This window comes from Pseudomonas sp. FSL R10-0399, from assembly GCF_009600165.1.
Classification (GTDB): Bacteria; Pseudomonadota; Gammaproteobacteria; order Pseudomonadales; family Pseudomonadaceae; genus Aquipseudomonas; species Aquipseudomonas helleri.
Window position 1 is genome coordinate 1 of record NZ_WIWK01000063.1, and the last position, 23369, is coordinate 23369.

Annotated in this window: 22 protein-coding genes; 5 read left to right on the plus strand and 17 right to left on the minus strand. The window is 58.6% G+C overall.

Annotation, left to right across the window (positions count from 1 at the left end; genetic code table 11):
- The 13 genes from GHO41_RS17550 to ccoN (GHO41_RS17610) form a co-directional block, all read right to left on the minus strand.
- On the minus strand, positions 1-1543 hold a 1543-nt coding region (locus GHO41_RS17550), incomplete at its 3' end, for a heavy metal translocating P-type ATPase (RefSeq protein WP_153434243.1).
- 12 nt (positions 1544-1555) lie between these two features.
- Positions 1556-2095, minus strand: a complete 540-nt coding sequence (locus tag GHO41_RS17555; protein WP_153434244.1) for a FixH family protein — start codon at positions 2093-2095, stop codon at positions 1556-1558.
- A gap of 12 nt (positions 2096-2107) precedes the next feature.
- A complete protein-coding gene (gene ccoG / locus GHO41_RS17560; RefSeq protein ID WP_153434245.1) occupies positions 2108-3523 on the minus strand; it encodes a cytochrome c oxidase accessory protein CcoG in 1416 nt (471 codons plus the stop codon).
- Between the two features lie 213 nt (positions 3524-3736).
- Positions 3737-4147: a type II toxin-antitoxin system VapC family toxin gene (locus GHO41_RS17565; RefSeq protein WP_048368826.1), complete on the minus strand. Its 411-nt coding sequence runs from the start codon at positions 4145-4147 to the stop codon at positions 3737-3739.
- On the minus strand, positions 4147-4398 hold the full coding sequence (locus tag GHO41_RS17570; RefSeq protein WP_048368827.1) for a type II toxin-antitoxin system prevent-host-death family antitoxin: 252 nt from the start codon (positions 4396-4398) through the stop codon (positions 4147-4149). The genes GHO41_RS17565 and GHO41_RS17570 overlap by 1 nt, the downstream gene beginning before the upstream one ends.
- A gap of 143 nt (positions 4399-4541) precedes the next feature.
- Positions 4542-5519 carry a cytochrome-c oxidase, cbb3-type subunit III gene (gene ccoP / locus GHO41_RS17575; protein WP_153434246.1) on the minus strand — a complete coding sequence of 326 codons (978 nt, stop codon included), beginning with the start codon at positions 5517-5519 and terminating at the stop codon, positions 4542-4544.
- The gene (locus tag GHO41_RS17580; protein ID WP_153326642.1) at positions 5520-5708 is read right to left on the minus strand and encodes a cbb3-type cytochrome c oxidase subunit 3; all 189 of its coding nucleotides are present in this window, start codon (positions 5706-5708) and stop codon (positions 5520-5522) included.
- A gap of 5 nt (positions 5709-5713) precedes the next feature.
- Positions 5714-6322 carry a cytochrome-c oxidase, cbb3-type subunit II gene (ccoO, locus tag GHO41_RS17585; RefSeq protein ID WP_048369080.1) on the minus strand — a complete coding sequence of 203 codons (609 nt, stop codon included), beginning with the start codon at positions 6320-6322 and terminating at the stop codon, positions 5714-5716.
- A 2-nt stretch (positions 6323-6324) separates the two neighbouring features.
- Positions 6325-7767, minus strand: coding sequence for a cytochrome-c oxidase, cbb3-type subunit I (gene ccoN / locus GHO41_RS17590; RefSeq protein WP_048368830.1), 1443 nt, complete (start codon positions 7765-7767; stop codon positions 6325-6327).
- A gap of 312 nt (positions 7768-8079) precedes the next feature.
- Complete coding sequence (gene ccoP, locus GHO41_RS17595) at positions 8080-9018, minus strand: cytochrome-c oxidase, cbb3-type subunit III (protein WP_153326643.1); 939 nt, start codon at positions 9016-9018, stop codon at positions 8080-8082.
- Entirely contained in the window at positions 9011-9205 is a 195-nt protein-coding gene (locus tag GHO41_RS17600; protein ID WP_048369081.1) for a CcoQ/FixQ family Cbb3-type cytochrome c oxidase assembly chaperone, read from the minus strand. The genes ccoP (GHO41_RS17595) and GHO41_RS17600 overlap by 8 nt, the downstream gene beginning before the upstream one ends.
- A gap of 15 nt (positions 9206-9220) precedes the next feature.
- A complete protein-coding gene (ccoO, locus tag GHO41_RS17605; protein WP_048368832.1) occupies positions 9221-9829 on the minus strand; it encodes a cytochrome-c oxidase, cbb3-type subunit II in 609 nt (202 codons plus the stop codon).
- A 10-nt stretch (positions 9830-9839) separates the two neighbouring features.
- A complete protein-coding gene (ccoN, locus tag GHO41_RS17610; protein WP_048368833.1) occupies positions 9840-11264 on the minus strand; it encodes a cytochrome-c oxidase, cbb3-type subunit I in 1425 nt (474 codons plus the stop codon).
- Positions 11265-11336: 72 nt separating this feature from the next.
- Between ccoN (GHO41_RS17610) and GHO41_RS17615 the strand changes: the two genes are divergently transcribed.
- Both GHO41_RS17615 and GHO41_RS17620 read left to right on the plus strand, forming a co-directional pair.
- Entirely contained in the window at positions 11337-12020 is a 684-nt protein-coding gene (locus GHO41_RS17615; protein WP_153326644.1) for an alpha/beta family hydrolase, read from the plus strand.
- A gap of 205 nt (positions 12021-12225) precedes the next feature.
- Positions 12226-14757, plus strand: coding sequence for an autotransporter outer membrane beta-barrel domain-containing protein (locus GHO41_RS17620; protein WP_218580263.1), 2532 nt, complete (start codon positions 12226-12228; stop codon positions 14755-14757).
- A 46-nt stretch (positions 14758-14803) separates the two neighbouring features.
- Here the strand turns inward: GHO41_RS17620 and GHO41_RS17625 are convergent, their stop codons facing one another.
- The 3 genes from GHO41_RS17625 to acnA form a co-directional block, all read right to left on the minus strand.
- On the minus strand, positions 14804-16369 hold the full coding sequence (locus GHO41_RS17625) for a PAS domain-containing methyl-accepting chemotaxis protein (RefSeq protein ID WP_153434247.1): 1566 nt from the start codon (positions 16367-16369) through the stop codon (positions 14804-14806).
- Between the two features lie 112 nt (positions 16370-16481).
- Positions 16482-17273: a CPBP family intramembrane glutamic endopeptidase gene (locus tag GHO41_RS17630; protein ID WP_153434248.1), complete on the minus strand. Its 792-nt coding sequence runs from the start codon at positions 17271-17273 to the stop codon at positions 16482-16484.
- 169 nt (positions 17274-17442) lie between these two features.
- The gene (gene acnA, locus GHO41_RS17635) at positions 17443-20184 is read right to left on the minus strand and encodes an aconitate hydratase AcnA (RefSeq protein WP_153434249.1); all 2742 of its coding nucleotides are present in this window, start codon (positions 20182-20184) and stop codon (positions 17443-17445) included.
- A gap of 227 nt (positions 20185-20411) precedes the next feature.
- On the opposite strand from acnA, the gene rlmM reads away from it, so the two are divergent.
- From rlmM to pdxB, 3 genes are read left to right on the plus strand one after another with little or no spacing between them, the layout of a single operon-like run.
- Positions 20412-21488, plus strand: coding sequence for a 23S rRNA (cytidine(2498)-2'-O)-methyltransferase RlmM (gene rlmM, locus GHO41_RS17640; protein ID WP_153326648.1), 1077 nt, complete (start codon positions 20412-20414; stop codon positions 21486-21488).
- Between the two features lie 14 nt (positions 21489-21502).
- Positions 21503-21751, plus strand: a complete 249-nt coding sequence (gene tusA / locus GHO41_RS17645; protein ID WP_048368839.1) for a sulfurtransferase TusA — start codon at positions 21503-21505, stop codon at positions 21749-21751.
- Positions 21752-21806: 55 nt separating this feature from the next.
- The gene (gene pdxB / locus GHO41_RS17650; protein ID WP_153434250.1) at positions 21807-22949 is read left to right on the plus strand and encodes a 4-phosphoerythronate dehydrogenase PdxB; all 1143 of its coding nucleotides are present in this window, start codon (positions 21807-21809) and stop codon (positions 22947-22949) included.
- 66 nt (positions 22950-23015) lie between these two features.
- Here the strand turns inward: pdxB and GHO41_RS29855 are convergent, their stop codons facing one another.
- Positions 23016-23189, minus strand: coding sequence for a PA1571 family protein (locus GHO41_RS29855; RefSeq protein ID WP_048368841.1), 174 nt, complete (start codon positions 23187-23189; stop codon positions 23016-23018).
- Positions 23190-23369: the final 180 nt, after the last annotated feature.

Sequence of the window (23369 nt, forward strand, 5' to 3'; positions counted from 1 at the left end):
GGGTGCCCGTTTTGTCGAAAATCACCGTGTCGATTTGATTCAGCCCTTCGAGCACGTGTCCGCGAGTGAGCAGCAAGCCCAGCTTGTGCAAGGTGCCGGTGGCGGCGGTCAAGGCGGTCGGGGTGGCCAGCGACAGCGCGCAAGGGCAGGTCGCCACCAGCATCGCCAGCACGATCCAGAACGCTCGCGACGGGTCGAGCTGCCACCACAGCAGGCCAATCGCTACTGCCGCAATCAAAGAGAACAGCAGGAACCATTGCGCAGCCTTGTCGGCAATTTCGGCCAGCCGTGGCTTTTCGCTTTGGGCGCGCTCCAATAAACGCACGATGGCTGACAGGCGCGTGTCCTGGCCCAGAGCCAGCACCTGCACCGTCAGCGCGCCCTCGACGTTCAAGGTCCCAGCGGTCACCGCATCGCCCACGGTGCGCGGCTGCGGCAGGTACTCGCCGGTCAGCAAGGATTCATCAATGCTCGATTGGCCGTCGAGAATCTTGCCGTCGGCCGGGAGCACGGCGCCGGGGTGGACCAGTACCTTGTCAGCGACCTTCAGCTCGTTCAGCAGAATGCGTTCGCTTTGGCCGTCTTCGCCCAGGCGCAAGCACGAAGCGGGTAACACGTTGACCAGTTGCGCGGTGGCCGCCGCCGTGCGTTCGCGGGCGCGGCGTTCCAGGTAGCGCCCGGCCAGCAAGAACAGGGCAAACATGCCGACTGCATCGAAGTACAGCTCGCCATCGCCGGTGATCGCGGTCCAGATACCGGCCACATAGGCACCGCCAATGGCCAGCGATACCGAGACATCCATGGTCAGGTGGCGAGTGCGCAGGTCACGTATTGCGCCTTTGAAAAACGGCGCGCAGCTGTAAAACACGATGGGCGTGGTCAGAAACAGCGCGACCCAGCGCAGGATGGTGTGCATCTCGGGGCTGAGGTCGATATTGAATTCGGGCCAAGTGGCCATGGTTGCCATCATCGCCTGAAACCACAGTAGGCCGGCCACTCCCAACTGGCGCAAGGCCAGGCGGTTTTCGCTGGCCAATTGCTCTGCCGCTTTATCGGCTTGATATGGGTGGGCGGCGTAGCCGATATGGCGCAACTCGCTCAACACCTCACTCAAGGGCAACTGGCTGTCTGCCCAGCGGATGTGCAAGCGGTGGTTGGACAAGTTCAGCCGCGCCTCACTGATGGCGGGCAGGTGCAGCAGGTGTTTCTCGATCAGCCAGCCACAGGCGGCGCAACTGATGCCCTCGATCAGCAGCGTGGTTTCAGCCTGCTCACCCTCATGGCGAACAAACGGTTTTTGCACATCGGGGCGGTCATACAGGGCCAGCTCTTCGGCCAGCTGCACCGGTAACGCCTGCGGGTTGGCCGAGGCCTCGCTGCGGTGCTGATAGTAGTGATCCAGCCCGCCGGCCACGATGGCCTGCGCCACCGCCTGACAGCCCGGGCAGCAGAATTCACGGCTCTGGCCCAGAACATCGGCGGTAAAGCGGCTGCCGGGCGGAACGGGCAGGGCGCAGTGGTAGCAAGGCGTGGGAGTGGTCATGGGTAATACCTTTTACAGCTTGTGGCCTTCCGCGCCTGGAATCGGCTCGTCGCCCAGCATCAGGTCTTTGTCATGGTCAACCAGCTCTTCTTCAAACAGGCGCCAGGTTTTGCCATCTTCCACTCCCAACAACTCCACAAAACGCCGACCTTCCACCTTGTCATCCAGTTGGCCGGTATAGCGCCCAGGCGCTGACGGGCTTTGGACCAGGATAAGGCCGCGGTCCTTTTCAGGCTGGGTCGGCGAAATCAGGTTCAGCTCCAGGGTTTTCGGCTGGCTGTTGCCTTCGAGCAGCAGCACCACTTCGCCGGACAACTCGTCCAGCCGCAGCTTGGCCTTCAGTTGCAGGGCTTGCCCCAGCAGTTCGCGGTCCAGCGAGCGGTTTATGCCCTTGCCCGCCTCGTAGTAATTGTCGTTAACCAGGTTGTCCGGGTTCTTCACCGCAATGGTCACCATCGACAGGGTCAGCGTCACCGAGCAGGTGAGAATGGCAATGATGATCCATGGCCAAATGTGTTTGTACCAAGGGCTGTAGGCGTTTGCTGCGGGCATGGACAGTTTCTCTTAACGAATATGAGGGCCGATGAATCGGCTCTTGGCTTTAACAGTGATGTCGTTGTTGTCGGCATCTTGAAGAATGAAATACACCTCGTTGGTGCTGGACGGCAGTTGTTCCGGGTCAACCGACAACTCGACCGGCAGGCTGATAATATCGCCTGCCGCGACGCTGATTTCGCGTTTGCCTTGCAGCTGCAAGTCTGGCAAACCGCTGGCTTGCAGCACGTAGGTATGGTCGTGCTGGTCCTTGTTCATGATCTTCAGGCTGTACACGTTTTCGATCCGGCCCTCGGCATTTTCGCGATACAGCACGCGGTCTTTGCTGACGTCGAAGCCCACCAGCGAGCGCGTGAAGAAAGCAGCCGCCAGCAGGCCCATCATGGTCAGCAGCACCAGGGCATAGCCAATCAGGCGCGGGCGCAGGGTGTGGGTTTTCTGGCCCGACAGGTTGTGCTCAGTGGTGTAGCTGATCAAGCCGCGCGGGTAGTGCATCTTGTCCATGATGTCGTCGCAGGCGTCGATACAGGCTGCGCAGCCAATGCATTCAATCTGCAAGCCGTCACGAATGTCGATGCCGGTGGGGCAGACCTGAACGCACATCGTGCAGTCGATACAGTCACCGAGGCCCTGGGCCTTGTAGTCGCTGTCTTTTTTGCGCGGGCCGCGCACTTCGCCACGACGTGGATCGTACGAAACAATCAGCGTGTCCTTGTCGAACATCACGCTCTGGAAACGCGCGTACGGGCACATGTAAATGCACACTTGCTCACGCAGCCAACCCGCGTTGCCGTACGTGGCGAGGGTGAAAAAGCCTACCCAGAAGTAAGCCCAGCCATCGGCCTGGCCGGTGAAGAAATCCACCACCAGTTCACGGATCGGGGCAAAGTAGCCAACAAAGGTCAGGCCGGTGACAAATCCAATTAGCAGCCACAGCGTGTGCTTGCTGAATTTGCGCACAAACTTGTTGGCGCTCATCGGTGCCTTGTCGAGCTTGATGCGCTGGTTGCGATCACCTTCGGTGATTTTTTCGCACCACATGAACACCCAGGTCCAGACGCTTTGCGGGCAGGTGTAACCGCACCATACGCGGCCTGCGTACACGGTAATAAAAAACAGGCCGAAGGCCGCAATGATCAGCAGGCCCGAGAGCAGGATGAAATCCTGTGGCCAGAAGGTGGCGCCAAAAATAAAGAATTTGCGTTCAGGCAGGTTCCACCACACGGCTTGATGTCCGCCCCAATTGAGCCAGACGGTGCCGAAATACAGCAAGAACAGCAGGGCACCACCGACCATGCGCACATTGCGGAAAAACCCGTGGAAAGCGCGGGTGTAGATTTTTTCTCGCGCCGCGTAAAGGTCGATGCTTTCAGTGTTTTTTGAGGCAGGCGGTGTGACGTTTTGGACTGGGATCTTATCGCTCATAAGGGCTTACCACGGCAGTGAAGTGCCACGGCCAGTACGTGCCAACCGCGGTCAGAAGGTGTTGCAATGGCGCAATGATACCCCTGAGACTCTAGCGCAAGGGTGCGACCTTTGGTCGCGTTCCGAAAATCTGAAACTTGGTATAGGAGTTGCGCTTAGTCATGACGTGGATCAATTGACTTAAGCCGCTGACTACGGTGTCAAAACTGTGAATCAGGGCTCCCATGGGTTGAGTAAAGGGGCTCCGCTCAACGCAAAATCCTGGGTATTGCGGGTCACGATAGTCATGCCATGGACCAGGGCTGTCGCGGCGATCAGGGCATCGCACTCATTGCTGCGGTCAGGTACATGCAGGCGCGCGCAGCGCCTGGCTACGGTGCCGTCAATGGACAGTACGCGCCCGGCAAATGCCGGTACCACGTGCGCCTCAAGCCAGTTGCGCAACGGCGCGGCCTGTCTGGGGTCCTGGCGTTCCAGCCGCAAAATGCCGGTTTCAATTTCAAGCAGGGTAATGGCCGAAATATACAGTTTGTAAGCCGGTATGCTGCCGGCCCAAGCCACCACGGCAGGGTGTGCCTGGGGTTTGCGAAGTTCTGAAACCACGTTGGTATCGAGCAGGAACATTAGAGGTCCACTGGGCGCGGCGCGATGATTGCGCGTTCGGGTTCGAATTCAACCGGTGGTGTGTCGGGCATGACGAGCAGGTCGACGATGCTGGTGTTTTGGCCGGTCAGTCTTTGGTACTCCTCCATGCATAGCAGTACATGGGCGGGGCGGCCACGGTCGGTGATGTAAACAGGCCCTTGTTGTGACGCTTTTTTGGCACCGCTTGTGTCTTGATTGAATTCGCGGCTTGAAATGGTGGTGATGGTCATGGAGTGGTTCCTCCCCAAAAAACGAATGTAGTAACGTTACTACTTAAAGCGCAAGCTAACCATCTCAAAAATACGATGAAACAAAACGCCGCCGCCAACCTGCGCTGGCGGGGGCTATTTTGTGTCGTGCCGAGGCAGCGGGTTTACTCCGCAGCCTTGGCCTCATCAGGGTGCGACAGGCTGTACACGTAGGCGGCCAGCAGGTGGACCTTGTCGTTACCTTGCATCTCGGCCTGGGCAGGCATCTGGCCCTGACGGCCGTAGCGGATGGTTTGCTGCAACTGGGCAAAGCTTGAGCCGTAGATAAACGCGCCGGGGTGGGTCAGGTTGGGGGCGCCCATCAACGGGTTGCCTTTGCCTTCCGGGCCGTGGCAGACCGCGCAGTTGGTGGCGTAGATGGCCTGGCCCTTGAGTGGGTCGGCCTTTGCCGTGTCCGGCAATTTGCGCCCGTCAAGACTGGTTAGCACGTACGCTGCCACGTCACTGACACCTTGCTCGCCGATGATTTCGCCCCAACCCGGCATCACCGCATGACGCCCCGCCATGATGCTGTTCTTAATGTCGGTTGGCGTGCCGCCCCAGCGCCAGTCGGCATCGGTCAGGTTCGGAAAGCCATAAGCGCCCTTGGCATCAGAGCCGTGGCACACCGAGCAGTTGGAGGCAAACAGGCGGCCGCCCATTTTCAGTGCTTGCGGGTCTTTGGCCACTTCTTCGATGGGCATAGCGGCGAACTTGGCGAAAATCGGTCCAAAGCGGGCATCCGATTTGGCCATTTCCTTTTCCCATTCATGCACGCCCGTCCAGCCAGTCTGGCCATTGGCAAAAGGGGTTTTATCTTTGGTGTCCAGGTACTCATAGCCCGGTAGCAGGCCTCGCCAGTTACCCAAACCCGGGTACAGCACCAAATAGCCCAAGGCAAAGATGATGGTGCCGACAAACAGCATGAACCACCAGCGGGGCAGGGGGTTGTCGTACTCTTCGATGCCGTCGTAGGCGTGGCCGACTTTTTCATCGGTCTGCTCGCTGCGTTGGCCTTTGCGTGTGGCAAACAGCAGCCAGGTCAGGGCGAAGATGGTTCCCAGGGTGAGGACGGTGACGTACAGACTCCAGAACTCGGTCATTTATTTTTTACTCCTGGACGCTTGTTCTTGCTCAACGTGCTTGATGGCTTCGGGGTCGTCCTTGAACGGCAACATCGTTGCGTCGTCAAACTCGGACTTGCGCTTGGGGCTGAACACCCACAAGGCCAAACCGATAAAAGCCACCATCACCAGCAAGGTGCCCAGGCCACGAATCATCCCGATATCCATTCAGATCACCGTTTGCTCTTGATGAGTGTGCCCAAGCCCTGGAGGTAAGCCACCAGTGCGTCCATTTCTGTCTTGCCCTTCACGGCATCCTTGGCACCGGCAATGTCTGCATCGGTGTAAGGCACGCCCAAGGTGCGCAAGACTTCCATCTTCTTGGCTGTTTCCTTGCCGTCCAGCTTGCGCTCAACCAGGAAGGGGTAAGCCGGCATGATCGACTCCGGCACCACGTTGCGCGGGTTGTACAAGTGCGCGCGGTGCCAGTCATCAGAGTAACGCCCGCCCACGCGGGCAAGGTCCGGGCCGGTGCGTTTGGAGCCCCACAGGAAGGGGTGATCCCACACGCTTTCACCGGCCACCGAATAGTGGCCATAACGCTCGGTTTCGGCGCGGAACGGGCGGATCATCTGCGAGTGGCAGCCTACGCAGCCGTTGGCGATGTAGACGTCGCGGCCTTCAAGCTCCAGCGCGTTGCGCGGCTTCATGCCCTCGACCGGGTTGTTGGTCACGTCCTGGAAAAACAGCGGAACGATTTGTGTCAGGCCACCGATGCTCACGGCGATGACCATGAAGAAGGCCATCAGGCCGATGTTCTTTTCAATACTGTCGTGCTTGATCATCAGTGGGCCCCCGCGACTGCAATCGTGCTTGCGGCTTCAGCTTCTGCCGGGTTCGAGGCGCGAATGGTGCGCCACACGTTGTAGGCCATAAACAGCATGCCGCTGGCGAAAATGGCCCCGCCGATGGCGCGGACAATAAAGCCGGGGTGGCTGGCTTGTAGCGATTCAACGAACGAATAGGTCAGCGTGCCGTCGTCATTGATGGCGCGCCACATCAGGCCCTGGGTGATGCCGTTGACCCACATCGAGGCGATGTACAGCACGGTGCCGATGGTCGCCAGCCAGAAGTGGACGTTGATCAGGCCAACGCTGTACATCTGCTTTTGGCCATAGAGGCGCGGGATCATGTGGTACATCGAGCCGATGGAAATCATCGCGACCCAGCCCAGTGCCCCGGCGTGTACGTGGCCGATGGTCCAGTCGGTGTAGTGGGAGAGGGCGTTGACGGTCTTGATGGCCATCATCGGGCCTTCAAAGGTCGACATGCCGTAGAACGCCAAAGACACCACCAAAAAGCGCAGGATCGGGTCGGTGCGCAATTTATGCCAGGCGCCCGAGAGGGTCATCATGCCGTTGATCATGCCGCCCCAGCTCGGTGCTAGCAGAATGATTGACATGGCCATGCCCAGCGACTGCGCCCAGTCCGGCAATGCGGTGTAGTGCAAGTGGTGCGGGCCGGCCCAGATATACAGGGTGATCAAGGCCCAGAAGTGCACGATGGACAGGCGATAGGAGTAAATCGGGCGTTCGGCCTGCTTGGGCACGAAGTAATACATCATCCCCAAAAAGCCGGTCGTCAGGAAAAATCCGACCGCGTTATGGCCGTACCACCACTGGATCATGGCGTCGGTCGCACCCGCATACGCCGAGTAAGACTTGAAAAAGCTCACCGGCAGAGACGCGTGGTTGACGATGTGCAACATCGCCGTGACCACGATAAACGCGCCATAGAACCAGTTGCCCACATAGATGTGTTTGGTTTTACGCCGGGTAATGGTGCCGAAAAAAACAATGCCGTAGACCACCCAGACGATGGCCAGCAGGATAGCCAACGGCCATTCCAGTTCGGCGTATTCCTTGGTGGTGGTGTAGCCCAGCGGCAGGGTGATGATTGCGCCGAGGATGACGGCTTGCCAGCCCCAGAAGGTGAACGAGGCCAGGCTGTCGGAAATCAGCCGTGTCTGGCAGGTACGTTGCACCACGTAGTAAGACGTACCAAACAAGGCGCAGCCACCGAAGGCAAAAATCACAAGGTTGGTGTGCAGGGGGCGCAGACGACCGAAGGTTGTCCATTCAAGACCCAGGTTAAGTTCGGGCCACACAAGTTGTGACGCGATAAAAACCCCGAGTCCCATGCCAAGGATCCCCCAGACCACCGTCATGATGGCGAACTGGCGGACGACCTTATAGTTATAAGCAGTCGGATTGATTGCTGTGCTCATCGCAAGGTTCCACGGTTTTATAGTTATTAGAGGCAAAAACGGTCGCAAGTATGGATAAAGCATAGGGCTATTGCAACGAAGCCAGCCCTCGGTCAATGCCCTTCAGCGCTTGTTTTCCGGCTTTTCCACAGGCTAAGCAAGGTCAAAATGGCCGTTAAAAAACGCCCTGTGGAAGGCTATCGTGAAGGGATTTGGCGAGGTGACTCTGGGGGAGAAAGTAAAAGAGGCGGCGAGGAATGTCCAGATATTGTTCACAGAAGTGTATACATCTTTACAGGGGCGACTCGCCGTCGCTCCTGTAAAGACGAGGGGTTACTCGGCGGTTTTCTCCTCTGCCGTGCCATGGGACAAGCTGTAGACGTAGGCTGCGACCAATTGCACTTTGTCGTTGCCCAGCAATTCGTTTTGCGCGGGCATATGGCCTTGGCGACCATGGCGAATGGTTTGCTGCAATTGCGCCAGGCTGGTGCCGTAAATAAAGGCTGTCGGTGCCGTCAGGTCCGGTGCGCCCAGTAGCGGGTTGCCTTTGCCTTCAGGCCCGTGGCACGCCACGCAGGTGGTGGCGTACGCCTGCTTGCCGGCCTCCAGATTGAACGCGGCGCCTTTGGGTAGCGGTAACCCCGCCAAGTCGTGGCGAACATAAGCCGAGACGTTCTTCACGCCTTCCTCGCCCAGCACCTCGCCCCAGGCCGGCATCATGCCGATGCGTCCGCCCATGATCGTCGCCTTGATGGTGTCGGCATCCCCGCCCCAGCGCCAGGACGCGTCCGTCAGGTTGGGAAAGCCAAACGCGCCCTTGGCGTCCGAGCCGTGGCACACCGAGCAGTTGGAGGCAAACAGGCGGCCACCCATTTTCAGGGCTGCCGGGTCTTGCGCCACTTGCTGCACCGGCATGGCCGCGTACTTGGCGAAAATGGGACCGAATTTGGCATCGGCCTTGTTCATCTCCTTTTCCCACTCGTGAACGCCGGTCCAGCCATCCTCGTAACCTGGCAGCAGGCCTTTCCAGTTGCCCAGGCCAGGGTAAAGGATCAAATAGCCGACCCCGAACACCAGCGTGCCGATGAACAGCATGAACCACCAGCGTGGCAGCGGGTTGTCGTACTCTTCGATGCCATCGAAACTGTGGCCCATGGTTTCGGTGGTTTCGCTTTTTTTCTCGCCCTTGCGCGTACCGAACAACAGCCAGGTCAGACCGATCAGCGTGCCAATGGTCAGCACGCTGACGTAAATACTCCAGAACTCAGACATTCTTTTTACTCCTGGACGCTTGCTCTTGCTCGACGTGTTTGATGGCCTCGGGGTCGTCCTTGAACGGCAGCAAGGTTGCATCGTCGAACTCTGCCTTGCGCCGCGGGCTGAACACCCACAGCGCCAGACCGATAAAAGCCACTGCAACCACCACAGTGCCCAGCCCGCGAATCATTCCACTACTCATGTCAAACACCATGGCTCACCTCTTGCTCTTGATGGCAGTGCCGAGCACTTGCAGGTAGGCGACCAGCGCGTCCATTTCGGTTTTACCCTTGACCGACTGCTTGGCATTGGCGATGTCTTCGTCGGTGTAAGGCACACCCAGCGTGCGCATCACTTCGAGTTTTTTCTCGGTATGGCTGCTGTCTACGGGCGTTGACACCAGCCATGGGTAGGCCGGCATTTTCGATTCAGGCACGACGTTGCGCGGGTTGTACAAGTGCGCGCGGTGCCAGTCATCCGAGTAACGCCCGCCCACTCGGGCCAGGTCTGGCCCGGTACGCTTGGAGCCCCACAGGAACGGGTGATCCCAAACGCTTTCACCGGCTACCGAGTAGTGGCCATAACGCTCGGTCTCGGCGCGGAACGGGCGAATCATCTGCGAGTGGCAGCCCACGCAGCCTTCGCGGATGTACACGTCGCGGCCTTCGAGTTGCAACGCGGTGTAGGGCTTCATGCCCTCTACCGGGGTGTTGGTCACGTCTTCGAAAAACAGCGGGACGATCTGCGTCAGACCACCGACGCTCACGCACAGAATCATCAGCAAGAGCATCAGGCCGATATTTTTTTCAATGATTTCGTGTTTCATGGCGGACTCCTCAGGCCATCTGCGCAGCGGCGACAACTTCAGCGGGCTCGGCATTACGCACCGTGCGCCACGTGTTGTAAGCCATCAGCAACATGCCACTCAGGAAAATCGCCCCGCCTATCAACCGCACGACGTAGCCCGGATGGCTGGCCACCAGGGTTTCGACGAAGGAGTACGTCAGCGTGCCGTCGGCATTGACCGCGCGCCACATCAGGCCCTGGGCGATGCCGTTGACCCACATCGAAGCGATGTACAGCACGGTGCCGATGGTCGCCAGCCAGAAGTGCGCGTTGATCAGGCCGATGCTGTACATCTGCGGGCGGCCGAAGACTTTAGGGATCATGTGGTACATCGCGCCGATGGAAATCATCGCGACCCAGCCCAGCGCGCCGGCGTGTACGTGGCCGATGGTCCAGTCGGTGTAGTGGGAGAGGGCGTTGACGGTCTTGATGGCCATCATCGGGCCTTCGAAGGTCGACATGCCGTAGAACGCCAGCGACACCACCAAAAAGCGCAGGATCGGGTCGCTGCGCAACTTATGCCAGGCCCCCGAGAGCGTCATCATGCCGTTGATCATCCCGCCCCAGCTTGGTGCCAGCAGAATCAGCGACATCACCATGCCCAGCGACTGCGCCCAGTCCGGCAATGCGGTGTAGTGCAAGTGGTGCGGACCGGCCCAGATGTACAGGGTGATCAGCGCCCAGAAGTGCACGATGGACAGGCGATAGGAATAGATCGGGCGTTCGGCCTGCTTGGGCACGAAGTAATACATCATCCCCAAAAAGCCCGCTGTCAGGAAAAAGCCCACGGCGTTGTGGCCGTACCACCACTGCACCATGGCGTCAGTGGCGCCACCGTACAGCGAGTAGGACTTGGTGAAACTGACCGGAATCTCCAGGTTGTTAACGATGTGCAAAATCGCCACGGTCACGATAAACGCGCCGAAGAACCAGTTGCCCACATAAATGTGCTTGGTCTTGCGCTTCATGATCGTGCCAAAGAACACGATGGCGTAGGCGACCCAGACAATGGTGATCAAAATGTCGATCGGCCATTCCAGTTCAGCGTATTCCTTGGAACTGGTGTAACCCAGTGGCAAGCTGATGGCCGCCAGCAGAATCACCAGTTGCCAGCCCCAAAAGGTAAAGGCAGCGATTTTGGGCGCGAACAGCGTGGTTTGGCAGGTGCGTTGCACCGAGTAGAACGAGGACGCAAATAAGGCGCAACCGCCAAAGGCGAAGATCACCGCGTTGGTGTGCAGCGGGCGCAACCGCCCAAAGCTGGTCCAGGGCAAATCGAAGTTAAGTTCGGGCCAGACCAATTGCGCGGCGAGCAAGACGCCGAGCCCCATACCGACGATGCCCCAAACCACCGTCATAATGGAAAATTGGCGGACCACCTTATAGTTGTAGGCGGTACTGATAGAAGTGTTCATGGTTCCCCATCCACGGATCAGGCGAGTTCAACGCACGCCTGGAGTTATAGGCAGACTAAAAGCGAGGCAAGCATGGGCGTAGGCAGCAAAGTGGGTATTGACGAGGATCAATGGGCGAAGTGCCTGCAGGCGCGGGGCTGGCTATGGAACGCTGCAAAAACACCCTTATCGCCAACCTTGATCCTGGCTCACGGCGCAGGTGCGCCAATGGACAGTGACTGGATGACCGGCATGGCTGAACGCCTTGCTGCACGCGGGATCAACGTGCTGCGCTTCGAGTTCCCGTACATGGCGCAACGGCGCCTGGATGGCGGCAAAAGGCCGCCCAATCCACAGGCTAAATTGCTGGAAAGCTGGCGTGAGGTTTACAGCGAGGTGCGACGGCATGTCACTGGGCCATTAGCCATCGGTGGCAAGTCCATGGGCGGACGCATGGCCAGCCTGGTGGCTGATGAGCTGGGCGTTGATCGGCTGGTGTGCCTGGGTTACCCGTTCTATGCCGTGGGCAAGCCGGAAAAACCTCGGGTCGCGCATCTGGCTGCACTGCACACTCCGACCCTGATTGTGCAGGGCGAGCGCGACGCGCTGGGTAATCGGCTGACCGTTGAAACTTACCCATTGGCGCCGACGCTCGAACTGGTGTGGCTGGCCGCCGCCGACCACGACCTCAAGCCGCTCAAGGTTTCAGGGTTCACTCATGAGCAACACTTGGAACGGGCCGCGGATAGCCTTGCAGGATGGCTTAAAAGAAGATGATGGTTTGACGCCGGGCGAGTGAATTTTGCGACAGCGTGTTTGAGCTTCTCTACATGCTTGAGGCGTGTAGTCCTACAGCAATCAAGGAAATTCCCGATGTTTTGTTCTGACGATTATTTTCATTCTTGGCGCCCTTGTACGTAGGTGCGCTCGGCAATGTCGTTGAGCTCCGTACGAGAACTCAACAAAAGAGAAAACAATCCTCATGTCCCAGTTCCTTTTCCCGCGTCAGTCCATTCTTGCCATAGCGATCAGTCAGACATTGTTGTTCTCAAGTGTTCAGGCATTCGCTGCTGATGAGGACCAGGTGTCAGCCCGGGACGGAGAAGAAGTCAGTGTCAGTGATCGCAAGATCGAAACAGTCAGCGCTGGCGTGTATGGAATGCATGCCTCCAGTGGCGGAAAAATCAAGTCCGCTGACATGGCTGTCGCAACGTCTGGTAAAGACGCTTACGGTGTGCTGGTTCACGGTCAGGGCAGCACATTCCACTCCACCGGGGAGCTTCAGATCGAGACTTCAGGTGAAGGCGCCACGGGCCTGCGCGTAGGCGGTGGTGCCGTAGCCGATGTGGAGAAAGTCACCGTTGTTACCTCCGGCAATTCCGCTGCCGGTATTTATGCGTTCAGTGACGGGGCTATCCAACTGGGCGGCGGCAGCGTCACCACCACAGGAGACCACAGCGCAGGGATTTTGGGGTGGCAGCTCAGTTCCGTGGAAGCGGCCAATCTGCAGATCCGCACTGAAGGCTACCGCTCGTTGGGTGTTGAAGGGCACAGTGGTGCAGTCATTGATTTGCAAGGCAGTTCAATTGTCACTGAAGGGGATGAATCCTCCGGTGCAGGTGCTGACAGCGGTGCTTCGATTGAATTGAGCCAAGACTCGTCGATTGTTACCCGTGGCCGAGAGTCCCATGGTGTCGTTTCTATCGGCAACAGCAGCCTGGTGACACTGAACGACAGTTCCATTGAAACCTTTGGCGAAGGTTCAGCAGGCGTTGTGACCCGATCCGGCGGCCGGGTAGAACTCAACAATTCCCACGTTAAAGCCAATGGCGCCGGTGCGGTTGGTGCGCAACTGAGCGGTGGCACTCTGGCTGTCAACGGTGGCTCGATTCAATCGCAAACCTCTGCAGCGATCAACATCAGTGGGCAAGGCAACACAGTGGCCATCGATAACGCTTATATCGGCAGTGTTGAGGGGCCGGCCATCAAAGTTGAAGGCGGCGCACAGGCAACCATCACGGTCAGTAATGGTTCCACGCTGTCTGCTGGCAATGGTCGGGGCGAATTGCTCGACGTGCAGTCTGACAGCGTGCTGGACCTTGTCGTCGATGGCAGCTATTTGCACGGCAACCTGACCATCCCTGAGGGCGGCCTGGTGAATGTACGTTTGCAGAATGGAACACGTTTTACCGGGCAGATGAGCGACGTCAAAAACCTGCAACTTGATGCAGGCGTCGGCTGGGACATTATGGGTGACAGCAATGTCGAGTCCTTGGTGCTCAATGGCGGGAGCATCGACTTTGCCAAAGCTGAGGGGTTTCATCAGCTATCCATGGGGGAGTTGTCCGGCAATGGCTCCTTTGGGCTGAAGCTGGACATGGACAACCAGCAAGTCGATTTTCTCAACATAGAAGGCCAGGCGACGGGCAATCATGTGTTGAGCATTCAGAACAGCGGTGCCGAGCCTGAATCCGGCTTTGATCCTTTGCAGGTGGTTCACACCGGTGGCGGTGATGCGCAGTTCAGCGTGCTGGGCGAGCGTGTCGACCTTGGGGCTTATTCGTATGGGCTGGAGCGTCAGGGCGACGATTGGTTTTTGACCGGCGAAGACCGTGAGGTAAGCCCGGCCACTCGCAGTGTGCAGGCGCTGTTTAACAGTGCACCGACCGTCTGGTATGGCGAGATGAGTACCTTGCGCAGCCGTATAGGCGAGGTCAGAAGCAGCGGGCAGGGCGGTGCCTGGATGCGCAGCTACGGTAACCAGTACCGGGTTGCAGGTCGCGATGGCCTGGGCTTTGAGCAACAGCAGAGCGGTTTTTCGCTGGGCGTGGACGCGCCGCTGGCTCTCACTGACGGTGTGCTGCTGGTGGGGTTGCTCGGCGGTTACAGCAAATCTGACCTGTCTCAGTCACGCGGTTCCTCAGGCACTGTCGACAGTTTTTATGTCGGGACTTACGGGACCTGGATGAACAACAACGGTTATTACGTGGATGGCGTGCTTAAGCTCAACCAGTTCCAGAATCGCGCGGACGTCTTGATGAGCGATTTCAGCAAGGCCAAAGGCAGCTACCGCAACTATGGGCTGGGTGCTTCGCTGGAAGCCGGTCGGCAGATCCAGCTCACCGAACACCTGTTCATCGAGCCTTTCGCTCAGGTGTCTGCGGTGGCAGTGCAAGGAAAGTCGTTCAGTCTGGACTCAGAGCTGAAGGCCGATAACGCGGCCACCCACTCCCTGCTCGGTAAAGTGGGCATGACCCTTGAACATCGTAATCAATGGCTAAGCCCTTATATCAAAGTCGCACTGGCTCAAGAGTTTGCCCGAGACAATGACGTCGAGGTCAACGGGCATCGCTTCAACAATGATCTGTACGGCACCCGTGCTGAGTTGGGGGCCGGTCTGGCGCTGTCGTTGTCCAGTAACCTGCAATTGCACGCAGACTTCGACTACATGAACGGCCAAGGTATTGAGCAACCTTGGGGGGCCAATGTCGGGGTGCGATACGCATTTGACTGAAGCATGATTAAAAAAAAGCCAGAGCGAACGCTCTGGCTTTTTAGTTTCAGCGGTTAAACCGCTCCACCAGCGAATATTGAATATTCACGGTTTGCGCCAGTTCTTCACTGAGCAGGGCGGTATGCTGCGCTTGCTCCGAGGTTTGGTCGGCAAGGTCGGCAATGGTGCTGATGTTACGGCTGACTTCTTCGGCCACGGCACTTTGCTCTTCGGTGGCGGCGGCAATTTGGGTGGTCATATCGGTGATATTGGCCACCGCTTCGCTGATCCCGATCAGTGCCGCGTCGGCTTCCAGCACCCGTGCCACGCCTTCTTGTGCCTGACGATGCCCGGCGTCCATGGTTTGTACGGCTGTGGCGGCGGTTTGTTGCAGCTTGGCAATCAAGCCGTGAATCTGGCCGGTCGAGGTGCTGGTGCGTTGCGCCAGTTGGCGTACTTCATCGGCCACAACAGCAAAACCCCGGCCCATTTCACCGGCACGTGCCGCTTCAATGGCTGCGTTCAAGGCCAACAGGTTGGTCTGGTCGGCAATGCCCTTGATCACATCAACGACGCCGCCGATCTCGTCACTGTCTTTCGCCAGTTGGGTCACCGTCGCGCCGGTTTCACCGACGACCACCGACAGGCGCTCAATGGCCTCGCGGGTTTCACCGGCAATGTCGCGGCCGCGGCTGGTCAGGCGATTGGCTTCTTGCGTGGCATCGGCAGTGCGCTGCACATGGCTGGCGACCTCTTGGGTCGTCGCGGCCATCTGGTTAACGGCGGTGGCAACCTGCTCGGTTTCAACCCGCTGGCGCTCCAGCCCGGTGGAGCTCTTGTGCGCCAGCGCATCCGACTGACGGGCCTGCTCGCTAAGGTGCTCGGCGGTGTCTTGCAGACGGGTCAGGCAGGTTTTAAGGCGCGCTTCCTGGCTCAGGATGGACATTTCCAGACGCGCTTGCGGGCCACGGCTGTCGGTGTACATCTGGGCAATTAGAGGGTCAGAAGTGGTCTGTTCGGCCAGGCGCAGCAAGCGCTTGATGCCGCGTTGCTGCCAGGTCAGGCCCAGCAGCCCCAACGGAATCGACAACAGGGCGGCCAAGGCAAAACCCCAGCTGGAGTTGAACAGCGCACCAATAACAAAACTCAGTTGGCTGACCAGAATGAACGGCAACCAGTCCTGCAGCACCGGCAGCCACTTGTCGCGGCGCGGTACGGCGGGCTTGCCGCGATTAATACGCTGGTACAAGGCTTCGGCGCGGCGGATCTGCTCGGCCGTCGGCTTGACCCGCACCGACTCGTAACCCACCACGCGTTCGTTCTCAAACACCGGGGTCACATACGCATTCACCCAGTAATGATCGCCGGACTTGCAGCGGTTTTTGACGATGCCCATCCACGGCATGCCCTTTTTCAGGGTGCTCCACATATGTTCGAACACCGCCGAAGGCACATCCGGATGGCGCACAAGGTTATGCGGTGCGCGCACCAGCTCATCACGCGAAAACCCGCTGATGTCGACGAAGTCGTCGTTGCAGTAGGTGATCACGCCTTTGGTATCGGTAGTGGAAATCAACCGTTGCTGCGCGGGGAATGTGCGTTCGCGCTGGGTGATGGGCTGGTTGTTACGCATGTCGTTTCAATCCGCAAGACTTTGATAGGCTTTCGGCACGCGCAACGAATTGTTTAATTAATATTTCTGCTGCAACAGCGTGCATCAACGCTGTCGCAGTCTTGGGGCGAGCTTAAGGCGCCAGCATCGGGTAGGTGAAGAACGCCAAGTGCAGCACGTTAAGACCAAAGTGCGTGGCAATCGCCGCACTTAACCCGCCAAAGCGGTAGGCCAGGCCGTAGCAAAGTCCGGCAATGCCGGCCAAAAGTACCCACTGCCAACCGGCACCGATATGCGCCAGGCCGAACAACAGCGAGGCAATGACCAAGGCCAGGGTTTGCCCGTACGGTAGTTGCTTGAACCAGCGACTCAACCCGCCCTGCAAATAGCCGCGAAACAGCGCTTCTTCGACCAGCGTCACCAGCAGCAAGTTATTCAATAGCCAAATCCAGCCCTGGCTGGGCCACTTCGGCGCCCAGGCCACGATGCCGAGCAACAGCGCGCCACCCAGCGCGGCCATGGCGGCCAGCACCAGCCCCATCAATGCGGCGCCCACTGACGCACGCCAGTTAAAGCGCGGTGCTATCCACGGGCAAACCAGCAGTAGCCAAAAGCCGATCAGGGGTTTGTCCAGATTCAGGTACATCGAAAAGGGCACGGCATCCGGGGTCAGCCGCTCGGGGCTGATGGCACGGCCGTTGTGAAAACCGGGCAGCCAATGCAGGGCCAAAGCCAGGGCCAGCAGCACAAATACAGCGTGTCCGGCATAGCGCAGCCATGAACGTTGGGTTTGATGGGCAGCAAACCCGCTCACCACCAGGGCGGCCAGGGCAATAACAGCTTGAACGCCTAATTGGCCATAGCTCAGGGCAATGCCGTAGCCGAGGGTCAAGAGGGCGAGATAAGGCCAGGGCAGGGCGATCATGCGAATCCTAGGGGGGAGAAAGGCGCACGAGTATAACGATTCGGCATGAAGCAAATGTTGTGAACATGGAGGTGTGGGAGCGGGCTTGCTCGCGATGCAGGCAATGCGGTTTTTCTGTTAGACCGCGTCGATACCATCGCGAGCAAGCCCGCTCCCACAGGTTTGGCTATTACGAAGCAATCAATTGACGCAGCACGTAGTGCAAGATCCCGCCCGCCTTGAAGTATTCCACTTCATTCAGGGTGTCGATCCGGCACAGGACCTGGACCTTTTCCTGCTGGCCGTCTTCACGGGTGATCACCAGGGTCAGGTTCATTCGCGGTTGAATGTCGGCCCCAGTCAGCCCGAGGATGTCCAGGGTCTCTTTGCCGGTGAGCTTCAGGCTCTTGCGGTTCTGGTCCAGCTTGAACTGCAAGGGCAACACGCCCATACCCACCAAATTGGAGCGGTGGATACGCTCAAAACTCTCGGCAATCACCGCTTTGACGCCCAGCAGATTAGTGCCCTTTGCCGCCCAGTCGCGGCTTGAGCCGGTGCCGTATTCCTGACCGGCAATCACCACCAGCGGCGTACCCGAGGCCTGATAACGCATGGCCGCGTCGTAGATCGCCAGTTTTTCGCCGGTCGGGATGTACAGGGTGTTGCCTCCTTCTTCACCGCCGAGCATTTCGTTGCGAATACGGATGTTGGCGAAGGTGCCACGCATCATCACTTCATGGTTACCGCGTCGCGAACCGTAGGAGTTGAAGTCCTTGGGCTCGACGCCTTTCTCGCGCAGGTAGCGCCCGGCCGGGCTGTCGGCCTTGATATTGCCGGCAGGGGAGATGTGGTCGGTGGTCACCGAATCCCCCAGCAGCGCCAGAATGTTCGCACCCTTGACGTCTTCGATGACCGGCAATGGCCCGTCAATGTCATCAAAGAACGGCGGGTGCTGGATGTACGTCGAGCTGTCTTGCCAGACATATGTCGCCGCCTGCGGCACTTCGATGGCTTGCCATTGCTCGTCACCGGCAAACACTTCGGCGTATTCCTTGTGGAACATGCCGGTGCTGACTTGCGCCACGGCGTCGGCGATTTCTTTCTGGCTCGGCCAGATATCGCGCAGGTACACAGGCTGGCCGTCTTTGCTCACGCCTAGTGGCTCGCTGCTGATATCGATACGCACCGTACCGGCCAATGCATAGGCCACCACCAGCGGCGGCGAGGCCAGCCAGTTGGTTTTGACCAGCGGGTGTACGCGGCCTTCAAAGTTACGGTTGCCCGACAGCACAGATGCCACGGTCAGGTCCGCTTGGGTGATGGCTTTTTCAATGGGATCGGGCAGCGGCCCGGAGTTGCCAATACAAGTGGTACAGCCATAACCCACCAGGTCAAAACCTAACTGATCGAGGTACGGGGTAAGGCCAGCGGCCTTGTAGTAGTCGGTAACTACTTTGGAGCCGGGGGCCAATGAGGTTTTCACCCAAGGCTGGCTTTTCAGGCCTTTTTCCACGGCTTTTTTCGCCACCAACCCGGCAGCCATCATCACGCTGGGGTTGGAGGTGTTGGTGCACGAGGTAATGGCGGCAATCACCACGGCACCGTTTTTCAGGCGCCAGGTTTTGCCATCGAGGCTGTAATCCGCCTCGCCAACCGACTCTGCGCTGCCCACGGCTACCCCGCCACCGCCTTCACTTTCAAGGCGGCCTTCTTCTTTACTGGCCGGTTTGAACTGCAGGCTCAAGAAGTCGCTGAAAGCTTGCGCCACGTTGGGCAGGGCGACCCGGTCTTGCGGGCGTTTTGGTCCGGCCAGGCTGGCCTCGACGGTGCCCATGTCGAGCGCCAGAGTATCGGTAAAAATCGGCTCTTGGCCCGCTTCGCGCCACAGGCCTTGGGCTTTGCAGTAAGCCTCGACCAGCTTGACCGTGGCGTCCGGGCGACCGGATAAACGCAGGTAATCGAGGGTGATCTCATCCACCGGGAAAAACCCGCACGTAGCGCCGTATTCCGGAGCCATGTTGGCAATGGTGGCACGGTCTGCCAGGGGCAAATCGGCCAGGCCATCTCCATAAAACTCGACGAACTTGCCGACTACGCCCTTGCTGCGCAGCATTTGCGTGACCGTCAGCACCAGGTCAGTGGCGGTGATGCCTTCTTTAAGCTTGCCACTAAGTTTGAAACCCACCACTTCAGGGATCAGCATCGACACGGGCTGGCCGAGCATGGCGGCTTCGGCTTCAATCCCGCCCACGCCCCAGCCCAAAACGCCAAGGCCGTTGATCATGGTGGTGTGCGAATCGGTACCTACCAGGGTATCGGGGAAGGCATAGGTGCGGCCGTCTTCGTCTTTAGTCCAGACCGTGCGGCCCAGGTATTCAAGGTTCACCTGGTGACAAATCCCGGTGCCGGGCGGTACCACGCTGAAATTATCGAAGGCATCCTGGCCCCAGCGCAAAAACGCATAGCGTTCGCCGTTGCGTTCCATTTCGATGTCGACGTTTTGCTCAAAGGCGCTGGTGCTGCCGAACTTGTCGACCATCACCGAGTGGTCAATCACCAGGTCAACCGGTGACAACGGGTTGATGCGCTGCGGGTCGCCTCCGGCCTTGGCCATGGCGGCGCGCATGGCGGCCAGGTCGACCACCGCCGGTACGCCGGTAAAATCCTGCATCAACACCCGTGCCGGGCGGTACTGGATTTCACGGTCGCTGCGGCGTTCCTTGAGCCAGGCGGCAAGGGCCTTGAGGTCGGGTTCGGTGACGGTCTTGCCGTCTTCCCAGCGCAGCAGGTTTTCCAGCAGCACTTTAAGAGACATCGGCAGCTTGCCCAGGTCGCCCAGGGTCTTGGCGGCGAGCGGCAGGCTGAAGTAGTGATAAGTCTTATCGTCGACTTTTAAGGTAGAAAGGGTTTTCAGGCTATCGAGGGAGGACATGAAATGACTCCTTTTGATCCGCACGGCACGGATCGTGTGATACGAACAGAACAGTGAGCAGAGCTTCAAACCTAGCCCTGATTCAGTGATCTGGCTAATAACTGGACTGTCTATAGGGCTTCAAGGTTCCGAACTCAGTTATCATGCCCGCCTTTTCGTGACAGACCTTGTTTCAGGACAAGGTAGCGCAGCGGTCTAATGTCTTGCCGCTGCCCAGGAGTAAATCAATGAACACCGTTTTTATGCATTGCCGGCCCGGTTTTGAAGGCGAAGTCTGCTCGGAAATCGCCGAGCATGCCGCCCGTCTTAATGTCTCCGGTTACGCCAAGGCCAAGCCAAGCGCGGCCTGTGCCGAGTTTGTCTGCACCGAGGCAGGCGGTGCTGAGCGCCTGATGCAGCGCCTGCGCTTTGCCGAGCTGATTTTCCCGCGCCAATGGGCTCGCGGCAGCTTTGTCGAGCTACCGGAAACCGACCGGATCAGCGTCATCCTTGAACACATGGCCGATTTTCCGGTGTGTGGCAGCCTGTGGCTGGAAGTGGTCGATACCAACGACGGCAAAGAGCTGTCCAACTTCTGCAAAAAGTTCGAAGGGCATTTGCGCAAGGCGCTGCTCAAGGCGGGCAAGCTGGTCGAAAACGCCGACGACAAACCGCGTCTGCTGCTGACCTTCAAAAGTGGCCGTGAAGTGTTCCTCGGCCTGGCCGAGTCCAACAACTCGGCCATGTGGCCGATGGGCATTCCGCGTCTCAAGTTCCCGCGTGAAGCCCCGAGCCGCTCGACCCTCAAGCTGGAAGAAGCCTGGCACCACTTCATTCCGCGTGATCAATGGGATGACCGTTTGCACAGTGACATGACCGGTGTTGACCTCGGCGCAGCCCCCGGCGGCTGGACCTGGCAACTGGTCAACCGCGGCATGCTGGTGATCGCCATCGACAACGGCCCCATGGCTGAAAGCCTGATGGACACCGGGTTGGTGCAACACTTGATGGCTGATGGCTTTACCTTCAAGCCCAAACAACCAGTGGACTGGATGGTCTGCGACATCGTCGAGAAGCCTGCGCGCAATGCGGCGATGCTCGAAGAATGGATTGGCGAAGGGCATTGCCGTGAGGCGGTGGTCAACCTCAAATTGCCGATGAAACAACGCTACGCCGAAGTGCGTCGCCTGTTGGACCGCATTGCCGACGGCTTCAAGGCGCGCGGTATCCAGGTTGAAATCGGCTGCAAGCAGCTGTACCACGACCGTGAAGAAGTGACTTGCCATTTGCGTCGACTGGACGTGAAAAAGCCTAAATCCCGCTGATTCAGGAGTAACCAATGAGTTTTGCTGACCTGCCGCTTGACGGCACTCTGGACGCCAGCGGTCTGAACTGCCCAGAGCCGGTGATGATGCTGCACCAACACATTCGCGATCTGGTGCCGGGTGGCTTGCTGAAAGTGATCGCGACCGACCCGTCGACCCGCCGTGACATTCCCAAGTTCTGCGTATTTTTGGACCACGAACTGGTCGGCCAGGCCGAAGAAGCGGGCACGTACCTGTACTGGATCCGCAAAAAGCAGGATTGATCGGCCCAAACGTGCCGACAACGCCTACACTGCCAGTCCTTGAAAGGAGCCTGCCATGCTGATTGTTGCTGATGAAAATATTCCGTTGGTCGATGCGTTCTTTGCTGAATTCGGTGAAATACGCCGTTTGCCGGGGCGTCAGATCACCCGGGCCGATGTGCACGATGCAGATGTCTTGCTGGTGCGTTCGGTGACCAAGGTCGACCGCGATCTGCTTGAAGGCAGCGCCGTGCGTTTTGTCGGTACGTGCACCATCGGCACCGATCACCTTGCGCTCGATTACTTTCATCAAGAGGGCATTCAATGGTCCAGCGCACCGGGCTGCAATGCCCGCGGTGTGGTGGACTACGTGCTCGGCAGCTTGCTGACACTGGCCGAAATCGAAGGCGCTAACCTCAATCAGCGCACCTACGGTGTGGTCGGTGCCGGTGAAGTGGGCGGGCGTCTGGTCAATGTGCTCAAGGGCCTGGGCTTCAACGTGCAGGTGTGCGACCCGCCGCGTCAGGCGGCAGAGGGCGGTGACTACGTCAGCCTTGAGCAGATCATCGAGCGCTGCGATGTCATCAGCCTGCACACGCCTCTGGATAAATCCGCAGAGAACGCGACCTGGCACTTGCTCGACCAGAAGCGTTTGAACCAGCTCAAACACGGCACCTGGCTGATCAACGCCAGCCGTGGCCCGGTGATCGACAACAACGCCCTGCGTGAAGTGCTGACCCGGCGCGAAGACCTGCAAGCGGTACTGGATGTGTGGGAAGCCGAGCCGCAAGTTGATGTCGAACTGGCCGACCTGTGTGTACTGGCAACGCCGCACATTGCCGGTTACAGCCTGGACGGCAAGCAGCGGGGCACGGCGCAGATTTACCAGGCGTTCTGCGATTTTCTGGGGCAGGAAGCGGTTATCAAACTGGCCGACTTACTGCCTGCGCCCTGGCTGGCCAAGGTTGAACTGAGTGCTGACAGCGACACGGCCTGGGCGCTGGCGACGGTATGCCGTGGGGTTTACGACCCGCGCCGTGACGATGCGGACTTTCGTCGCAGCCTGGTGGGCACGGTTCAGGAGCAAAAGCTGGCGTTTGACGCCTTGCGCAAACACTACCCGGTCCGCCGCGAAATCGAAGGCCTACAGGTACGTATAGAGGGTGAGTCGCAGGGTTTGACGCAGATGGTTAAAGCGCTGGGCGCAGTACGGGTGTAGGAGCGAGCTTGCCTCGCGATCTTTTGATCTTTTAAAAGATCGCGGGCAAGTAAGGTGTTGTCAGGTTCAGTCTTTGTTTACAGGCTTGACCAAACGCTGTTCCAGTTCTTGGCAGGCGTTCTGAATCATCTCTTCAGTGATGAGAACTTCATTACCTTCAGCGTCGATAAAAGCACACCCCAACGACGGTTGCTGGTGGGTGCGAATTACCGGAAGTGCTTGAGTGTTGATTGATTCCATGGCCTGTCTCCTCATCAGGGTGTAGCGCTACTTTAGATCCGTTAAATGACCAAGCTGTTACACACTTGGCCGCGGAACCCAGTCCAACAGAAATACTTCGAAACTTCTACCCTCACTTTAGAACTTTAACGCCTAGGGCTTGTGGCACCCGGTCATATTCAAAACGACTGAGAAAGGTTT

Excerpts from the sequence above, each read along its gene's own strand:
- GHO41_RS17555 (WP_153434244.1), bottom strand. The coding sequence starts at position 2,095 with ATGCCCGCAGCAAACGCCTACAGCCCTTGGTACAAACACATTTGGCCA.
- ccoG (WP_153434245.1), bottom strand. The coding sequence starts at position 3,523 with ATGAGCGATAAGATCCCAGTCCAAAACGTCACACCGCCTGCCTCAAAA.
- GHO41_RS17565 (WP_048368826.1), bottom strand. The coding sequence starts at position 4,147 with ATGTTCCTGCTCGATACCAACGTGGTTTCAGAACTTCGCAAACCCCAG.
- GHO41_RS17570 (WP_048368827.1), bottom strand. The coding sequence starts at position 4,398 with ATGACCATCACCACCATTTCAAGCCGCGAATTCAATCAAGACACAAGC.
- ccoP (WP_153434246.1), bottom strand. The coding sequence starts at position 5,519 with ATGACCGAGTTCTGGAGTCTGTACGTCACCGTCCTCACCCTGGGAACC.
- GHO41_RS17580 (WP_153326642.1), bottom strand. The coding sequence starts at position 5,708 with ATGGATATCGGGATGATTCGTGGCCTGGGCACCTTGCTGGTGATGGTG.
- ccoN (WP_048368830.1), bottom strand. The coding sequence starts at position 7,767 with ATGAGCACAGCAATCAATCCGACTGCTTATAACTATAAGGTCGTCCGC.
- ccoP (WP_153326643.1), bottom strand. The coding sequence starts at position 9,018 with ATGTCTGAGTTCTGGAGTATTTACGTCAGCGTGCTGACCATTGGCACG.
- GHO41_RS17600 (WP_048369081.1), bottom strand. The coding sequence starts at position 9,205 with ATGAGTAGTGGAATGATTCGCGGGCTGGGCACTGTGGTGGTTGCAGTG.
- ccoO (WP_048368832.1), bottom strand. The coding sequence starts at position 9,829 with ATGAAACACGAAATCATTGAAAAAAATATCGGCCTGATGCTCTTGCTG.
- ccoN (WP_048368833.1), bottom strand. The coding sequence starts at position 11,264 with ATGAACACTTCTATCAGTACCGCCTACAACTATAAGGTGGTCCGCCAA.
- GHO41_RS17615 (WP_153326644.1), top strand. The coding sequence starts at position 11,337 with ATGGGCGTAGGCAGCAAAGTGGGTATTGACGAGGATCAATGGGCGAAG.
- GHO41_RS17620 (WP_218580263.1), top strand. The coding sequence starts at position 12,226 with ATGTCCCAGTTCCTTTTCCCGCGTCAGTCCATTCTTGCCATAGCGATC.
- GHO41_RS17625 (WP_153434247.1), bottom strand. The coding sequence starts at position 16,369 with ATGCGTAACAACCAGCCCATCACCCAGCGCGAACGCACATTCCCCGCG.
- GHO41_RS17630 (WP_153434248.1), bottom strand. The coding sequence starts at position 17,273 with ATGATCGCCCTGCCCTGGCCTTATCTCGCCCTCTTGACCCTCGGCTAC.
- acnA (WP_153434249.1), bottom strand. The coding sequence starts at position 20,184 with ATGTCCTCCCTCGATAGCCTGAAAACCCTTTCTACCTTAAAAGTCGAC.
- rlmM (WP_153326648.1), top strand. The coding sequence starts at position 20,412 with ATGAACACCGTTTTTATGCATTGCCGGCCCGGTTTTGAAGGCGAAGTC.
- tusA (WP_048368839.1), top strand. The coding sequence starts at position 21,503 with ATGAGTTTTGCTGACCTGCCGCTTGACGGCACTCTGGACGCCAGCGGT.
- pdxB (WP_153434250.1), top strand. The coding sequence starts at position 21,807 with ATGCTGATTGTTGCTGATGAAAATATTCCGTTGGTCGATGCGTTCTTT.
- GHO41_RS29855 (WP_048368841.1), bottom strand. The coding sequence starts at position 23,189 with ATGGAATCAATCAACACTCAAGCACTTCCGGTAATTCGCACCCACCAG.